The 7,443-nt window shown below is 52.1% G+C and carries 5 protein-coding genes; all 5 read left to right on the top strand.

All coding sequences use genetic code 11. The features are described 5' to 3' along the window. The first annotated feature begins 63 nt into the window (after positions 1-63). The 5 genes from J1785_RS20845 (at position 64) to yejF (ending at position 7,422) form a co-directional block, all read left to right on the top strand. Complete coding sequence (locus tag J1785_RS20845) at positions 64-1,647, top strand: cyclic di-GMP phosphodiesterase (protein WP_217220496.1); 1,584 nt, start codon at positions 64-66, stop codon at positions 1,645-1,647. A gap of 194 nt (positions 1,648-1,841) precedes the next feature. Continuing rightward, positions 1,842-3,647: an extracellular solute-binding protein gene (locus tag J1785_RS20840; RefSeq protein ID WP_129952385.1), complete on the top strand. Its 1,806-nt coding sequence runs from the start codon at positions 1,842-1,844 to the stop codon at positions 3,645-3,647. 10 nt (positions 3,648-3,657) lie between these two features. Then, positions 3,658-4,752, top strand: coding sequence for a microcin C ABC transporter permease YejB (gene yejB / locus J1785_RS20835; protein ID WP_129952384.1), 1,095 nt, complete (start codon positions 3,658-3,660; stop codon positions 4,750-4,752). Continuing rightward, positions 4,752-5,801: an ABC transporter permease gene (locus J1785_RS20830; protein ID WP_165383709.1), complete on the top strand. Its 1,050-nt coding sequence runs from the start codon at positions 4,752-4,754 to the stop codon at positions 5,799-5,801. The genes yejB and J1785_RS20830 overlap by 1 nt, the downstream gene beginning before the upstream one ends. Before the next feature lies 1 nt (position 5,802). Beyond that, positions 5,803-7,422 carry a microcin C ABC transporter ATP-binding protein YejF gene (gene yejF, locus J1785_RS20825; protein ID WP_217220495.1) on the top strand — a complete coding sequence of 540 codons (1,620 nt, stop codon included), beginning with the start codon at positions 5,803-5,805 and terminating at the stop codon, positions 7,420-7,422. Positions 7,423-7,443 lie beyond the last annotated feature (21 nt).

Here is a 7,443-nt window from a genome sequence, read left to right as displayed (position 1 = left end):
ATATCTATTGTTTTTTTTGACAACGTTATACTTTTATTCTTTCCGCGCAAAAGGGCAAAACATATGGGTTTAAAAACGGCGTTAACACACACCGTATTGCCCAAGCATCTGTATTTAAAGAGAAGTCTGTTTTTTTCAGCCCTGTTTTTCATTTTATTTACTGCCGTCACCCTCACCGTGATTAAAGCTAACGCCCTGCGTGAACAACATCAAATCGCGCAGAGAACAGCAACATTCACGTCTGACTACCTGCGCCAGTTAACCGACACAATGCTCAGAATCGGGTTGCTTACGGCGGAACCCTGCCCTTCCATTGCAGGAGAATTAAACCGTGACGCCGCATTCAGCGTGGGCGTTCGTGATTTTCAACTGGTGCGTAATGGCATAGTTTTTTGTTCCTCGGCTTCCGGCAATCAACACGTTCCGGCAAACAGTGCCCTGCATGACATCGATTTTGATAAAAACATGAGTATCAGCTTGCAGATGGGAACGCCTGCCGTTCCGAACCGCGCGGTGATCCTTATATGGCAGCGTAATGCCGGCGCAGCGGATGATGGCGTGATAGCCACACTGGAACTGACACTTTCACCTTATATGCTTTTTGCGCAGCCAGGATCCGGCTACCGGGGTTTTGCACTCCTGGTGGGAGATAGCGCATTGATTTCTTCCATGGCGGGGCTGATCCCTGTCAGTGATTTGCCTCGCAGCCACTTTACTCAAGTCAACGTTGACCATTATCCTTTCAGTATTCGCCTCTATTCCCCTGTACTGACCCGCGATAATATTCTTTTTACGATCTCAGGCGGCCTGCTGCTTAGCCTGCTGGTGTGTGCACTGATTTATCACAGCTTGCTGAACCGCCATAACGTAGAGCGGGAGATCCTCCGCGGGTTGAAAAATAAAGAATTCTTTGTGGAATATCAGCCTGTTATCGACGCTAAAAGCCTGAAAGTGACCGGCGTTGAAGCCCTGCTGCGCTGGCAGCATCCGATTGAGGGACGCATTCCGCCCGATATTTTTATCAGCTACGCTGAAAATCAGGGGCTTATCGTCGAACTGACGCAACACATGATGGCACTGGTGGCGGCGGATGCTCATACCCTGCAGCACGCGTTTGCTGCTCCGGGTAAACTCAGTATCAATATTTCCCCTCACCACATGAATAAAATCAGCTTTCATGACGATGTGATGAATTTTATTGAAGCACTCCCTGAAAATGCTTTCCAGGTGATTTTCGAGATTACAGAACGCGGAATGATTGATACGCAAGGCGCATTACGGGAATTTAACTGGCTGCGCCGCCACAAGATTGAAATAGCCATTGATGATTTTGGTACCGGACATAGCGCACTGATTTATCTTGAGAAGTTTACGCTGGATTATCTGAAAATCGACCGCGGCTTTGTCATGTCAATTGATCAGAAAACCCTTATCGCGCCGGTATTGGATACCGTTCTCCGGCTCACGGAGGAACTGAAGATCAAAACCGTGGCAGAAGGTGTCGAAACCCCGATGCAGGCTGAATATCTGCGTAACCACGGCGTGACCTATTTACAGGGATTCCTGTACAGCAAGTCGTTAGGTGTTGCGGAACTCGTGGCCTTTATACGTGATTTCAACGAGAAAGAAGCCACCTGGCAGATTTGACCTGCATCAGTCCGGCATCTTTTGTCCCATTTTTCTTTTAGGCGTCTGCATCCGGTTGTGATAAAAAGGCCAAAATCAGGGAAGAAAGCGAAAAGTAGTGGGTGACAAAATCATAGCTTTCAATTGATTACTCTCGAAATAGCCTGCGGTACTGCCGCATCATGCCGTCGTCGTCACAGGAGTGCATATTCAGGATGTTTTCTCGCGTTTTTGCCAGTGTGCTGTGCCTGCTGAGTCTCAGCGCACAAGCCGAAGTCATACAGGACAGCTACGCATTCGCCATATTAGGCGAACCAAAGTATGTCTCAAACTTCACCAGTTTTGACTACGTCAATCCTGCCGCCCCGAAAGGCGGTCAGATTACCCTGGCGGCTATTGGTACCTACGACAACTTTAACCGCTTCGCATCACGCGGTAATCCGGCGGTACGCAGCGGATCGCTTTACGACAGTCTGTTCACGACGTCAAGCGACGAAATCGGTAGCTATTATCCGCTGATTGCCGACTCAGCCCGTTATGACAGTCAGTACCGCTGGGTCGAAGTCGATATCAATCCGCGTGCACGTTTTAACGACAATACGCCAATTACCGCCAGCGACGTGGCCTTCAGCTTTCGCAAGTTCATGACCGAAGGCGTTCCGCAGTTTCGCGTGGTGTATAAAGGCGTGGAAGTGAAAGCTATTTCGCGCCTGACGGTGCGTATGGTGTTGCCGAAAGCGGATAAAGACATGATGCTCGGTCTGCTGGGCCTGCCTGTTCTGCCGCAGGCATTCTGGGAAAAACATAAATTCAATGAACCGCTGAGTACACCACCGCCGGGCAGCGGCCCTTACCGCATCAGTGATTACAAACTCGGACAGTACATTACCTATTCCCGCGTGCCGGATTACTGGGCTGCCAATTTGCCCGTTAACCGGGGCCGCTATAATTTCGATACCATCCGCTACGACTATTACCTCGACGACAACGTCGCGCTGGAGGCGTTTAAGTCAGGCGCATTCGATTTACGTATGGAAACTTCACCCAAAAAATGGGCATCACAATATCAGGGCGGTAATTTCAGTAAAAACTTTATCATTAAAGCTGATGTGATAAACCAGGCGGCGCAGGATACGCGCTGGCTGGCATTCAATATTCATCGCCCGCAATTTGCAGACCGTAAGGTTCGCGAAGCCATCACACTGGCTTTTGATTTTGACTGGATGAACAAGGCGCTGTATTTCGGCGCATACCAGCGGGTGAACAGCTATTTTCAAAATACCGACTACGCGGCGAAAGATTATCCAAACTCTGCAGAGCTGGCCTGGCTTGGGCCGCTGAAAGATAAGATCCCCGCAGAGGTCTTCACCACGCTGTATCACCCCCCGCATTCTGACGGTTCCGGCAATGACCGGACGAATTTGCTCAAAGCCACCGCACTGCTGAAAGAAGCGGGCTGGGAAGTGAAAAACCAGGTGCTGGTAAACAGCAAAACCGGCAAGCCGTTTACTTTCGAACTGTTGTTGCCGGGGGGCGGGAACTCGCAATACGTCTTGCCGTTCCAGCATAATTTACAACGGCTGGGTATCAATATGTCTATCCGTGAAGTGGATAACTCACAGTTTGTACGCCGTATGCGCCAGCGTGATTACGATATGATCCCGACGGTTTACCCCGCCACATCTTATCCGAGCAGTGATTTACAGATTTACTGGAACACCCAATATCTCGATTCGAGCTACAACAAATCAGGCGTCAGCGATCCGGCCATTGACCAGCTGACTGATGACATCGCCGCCAATCAGGGAAAACCCGACGCTTTATTGTCGCTGGGCCATGCGCTCGACCGGGTGCTGACATGGAATATGCTCATGATCCCGATGTGGTACACCAACCACGAGCGCTACGCATACTGGGATAAGTTCTCTATGCCAGCTGTCACCCCGTCCAACGGAATGGAACTTGATACATGGTGGTACGACGTTAACCGCGCAGCCCGTTTACCTGCGCAACGCCGCTGAGGAGCATATTGTGGCCGCCTATTTGTTAAGACGACTGCTTCTGGTGATCCCGACGTTGTGGGCAATCATCACGATTAACTTTTTTATTGTGCAGATTGCCCCCGGCGGCCCGGTTGATCAGGCCATTGCCACCATTGAAATGGGCCAATCCAGCGGTTTGCCGGGTGCCGGCGGTGGCAGCGGAAATGGCAAAGCGTCACCGGGCTTAGCGCAGTTTGGTGAGGGACAGTACCGTGGTGCGCGTGGCCTGGACCCGGAAGTCATTGCCGAAATAACGCATCGGTTCGGCTTCGACAAACCCCTGCATGTGCGCTATTTCGAGATGTTATCCAATTATGTTCGCTTCAATTTCGGGGACAGTCTGTTTCGTGGCGCATCCGTTATGGGATTGGTGAAAAGTGCATTGCCCGTATCCGTTAGCCTCGGCCTGTGGAGCACACTGATCATCTATCTGGTGTCGATCCCGCTGGGTATCCGCAAAGCCGTGCGCAACGGCACGAAATTCGATACCTGGAGCAGTTCGTTCATCATCATCGGTTATGCCGTTCCTTCTTTTTTATTCGCAATCTTATTGATTGTGTTATTCACCGGCGGCAGCTATCTCGACTGGTTCCCGCTACGTGGCCTGACATCGCCGAATTTCGACACCTTACCCTGGTACGGTAAAGTGACCGATTATCTCTGGCACATCACCTTGCCGGTGCTGGCGACCGTAATTGGCGGGTTCGCAACCCTGACGATGCTGACCAAAAACGCGTTTATGGATGAAATCGAAAAACAATATGTGGTGACCGCCCGTGCGAAAGGGCTGAACGAAAAGCAAATTTTGTACCGACACGTTTTTCGTAATGCGATGCTGCTGGTGATCGCCGGTTTCCCGGCCACCTTTATTAGTATGTTTTTCACCGGTTCGTTGCTGATTGAAGTCATGTTTTCATTACAGGGGCTCGGGATGCTGGGCTACGATGCCATTGTGCAACGCGATTTTCCGGTCATATTCGGCACGTTGTACGTTTTCACCCTGATTGGTTTGCTGCTCAATATCGTCAGCGACATCACTTACACCCTGGTCGACCCGCGTATTGATTTTGAGGGCCGCCACTGATGAATATAAAACTCTTTAAGCTGGGCACCATCAGCCAGGCACGTTGGGCACGTTTCTGTCAGAACCGTCGCGGCTTCTGGTCACTGTGGATTTTCATGGTGATGCTGGTTCTGGTGCTGTTATCCAATGTGCTGGCGAATGACAAACCCCTGCTGGCGCGCTATCAGGGGCACTGGTATGTGCCCTTTATGGTCAGTTACAGCGAAACGACATTTGGCGGCGCGCTGGAAACGCCAGCCGATTATCAGGATCCGTTTGTTGTGCGCCAGATCGAAGATCACGGCTGGGCGCTTTGGGCACCGGTTCGCAGCAGTTATAGCTCCATTAATTTTTCCACTGCACAGCCCTTCCCTTCCCCGCCATCCGCGCAGAACTGGCTGGGCACCGACAGTAACGGGCACGATGTACTGGCGCAAATTCTCTACGGGCTGCGGATTTCGCTGTTCTTTGGCATTTTATTGACGATGATAACCTCCGTAATTGGCATTATGGTCGGTGCCACGCAGGGTTATTACGGCGGATTAATCGATTTGCTCGGGCAGCGCTTTATCGAAATATGGTCGAGCATTCCGACTCTGTTCCTGATTATTATTCTGGCCAGCGTGATTCAACCCAACTTTTGGTGGCTGCTGTTGATCACCGTGCTTTCCGGCTGGATGATGCTGGTCAGCGTGGTGCGTGCCGAATTCCTGCGCACCCGAAACTATGATTACGTCCGCGCTGCCCAGGCAATGGGCGTCAGCGACCGTGCCATCATGTGGCGTCACATGCTGCCTAATGCGATGGTCGCCACACTGACTTATTTGCCGTTTATTCTTTGCGGCTCGATCACCACGCTGACATCACTGGATTTCCTCGGTTTCGGCCTGCCGCTGGGCTCGCCATCTTTGGGCACATTGCTGATGGAAGGTAAGAATAACTTGCAGGCACCCTGGCTTGGGATCAGCGCTTTCGTGGTGCTGGCCGCGCTGCTGTCATTATTGATTTTCATTGGTGAAGCCGTTCGTGATGCCTTCAATCCGTCCGCACACCACAATGAGGTGCTCTGAAATGACAGACGCTGCGTTATCCGCCCCGTTACTGCAAATCAAAAACCTCAGCGTCGCCTTCCGTCAGGGAAAACAGCAACATGAAGTCGTCAGTAGTGTGTCGCTCGATATCCGTGCCGGCGAAACGCTGGCGCTGGTCGGTGAATCCGGTTCAGGGAAAAGCGTGACGGCGCTGTCAGTATTGCGTCTGCTGCCCTCAGCGGCGGTTTATCCTCAGGGTGATATTCTGTTTGCCGGTCAGTCCTTGCTGCAAGCCAGTACCGGTACATTGCGCCAGATCCGCGGCAACCAGATTGCGATGATTTTTCAGGAACCGATGGTGTCGCTCAATCCGCTGCATACCATTGAAAAACAGCTGACCGAAGTGCTGACGCTGCACCGTAACCTCCGCGGTGACGCGGCGCGCACTGAAATATTGCGCTGTCTGGATCGGGTTGGTATCCGGCAGGCCGCCTCGCGCCTGCGGGATTTTCCGCACCAACTTTCCGGTGGTGAACGCCAGCGCGTGATGATTGCCATGGCGGTGCTGACAAGGCCGAAGCTGCTGATTGCCGATGAACCCACCACCGCGCTCGACGTGTCCGTGCAGGCACAAATTTTGTCCCTGCTCGATGAACTTAAGCAGGAAATGGGGATGGCAATGCTGTTTATCACCCATAATCTGCGCATTGTGCGCCGTCTGGCGGACACCGTAGCGGTAATGCAAAACGGGCGTGTGGTTGAGCAACAGCCGCGAACCGCGCTGTTCAGTCAGCCTCAGCATTCTTATACACGCCAGCTGTTACAGGCCGAACCCCAGGGGCGTCCGCAGCCGCTGACAGGCAATCCCCCTGTTCTGCTGGATGTGAAAAATCTGGATGTCGGCTTTCCCGTCAAACGCGGTCTGCTACGTCGCACGGTCGGCATCAAACACGCGGTAAATCAGATCAGTTTCCAGCTCCGTCGCGGAGAAAGTCTCGGTGTTGTCGGCGAATCCGGTTCGGGAAAAAGCACCACCGGGCTGGCATTGCTGCGTTTGCTCAAATCGCAAGGCGAAATATGGTTTGACGGCCAGCCACTGCATGCTTTCTCACGCAAGAAAATGCTGCCGTTCAGAAGCCGGATTCAGGTGGTGTTTCAGGATCCTTTTTCTGCGTTAAATCCACGTTTTACCGTCGGGCAAATCATTGCTGAAGGTTTACGGGTACATCGCGCCGTCAGTGAACAGGAACGCGATACAGAAGTGATCCGCGCAATGCAGGAAGTCGGGCTGGATCCGCAATCCCGCTACCGTTACCCGACTGAGTTTTCCGGCGGCCAGCGTCAGCGTATCGCGATCGCCCGCGCATTAATTTTACAGCCGGAAATGCTGATACTCGATGAGCCCACTTCGTCGCTGGATAAATCGGTTCAGGCACAGATTCTGACCATTTTAAGTCAGTTACAACAACGCTATGGTCTGTCGTACCTGTTTATCAGCCATGATTTACACGTGGTGCGGGCTTTATGCCATCAGTTGATGGTTTTGCGAAACGGAGAAGTTATTGAGCAGGGAGAATGTGAACAGATTTTTACTGCACCGCAAGAGGCTTACACCCGCACATTGCTGGCCGCATCAGAGGCTTTCGATGTCCAGCCCTGATTCCCGGGGGAGAAGACGCCG

It is taken from the genome of Rahnella perminowiae, assembly GCF_019049755.1.
Classification (GTDB): Bacteria; Pseudomonadota; Gammaproteobacteria; order Enterobacterales; family Enterobacteriaceae; genus Rahnella; species Rahnella perminowiae.
Note: the sequence above shows the minus strand (reverse complement) of the source record. Positions and strands in the feature narration are given on the sequence as shown.

Excerpts from the sequence above, each read along its gene's own strand:
- J1785_RS20845 (WP_217220496.1), top strand. The coding sequence starts at position 64 with ATGGGTTTAAAAACGGCGTTAACACACACCGTATTGCCCAAGCATCTG.
- J1785_RS20840 (WP_129952385.1), top strand. The coding sequence starts at position 1,842 with ATGTTTTCTCGCGTTTTTGCCAGTGTGCTGTGCCTGCTGAGTCTCAGC.
- J1785_RS20830 (WP_165383709.1), top strand. The coding sequence starts at position 4,752 with ATGAATATAAAACTCTTTAAGCTGGGCACCATCAGCCAGGCACGTTGG.
- yejF (WP_217220495.1), top strand. The coding sequence starts at position 5,803 with ATGACAGACGCTGCGTTATCCGCCCCGTTACTGCAAATCAAAAACCTC.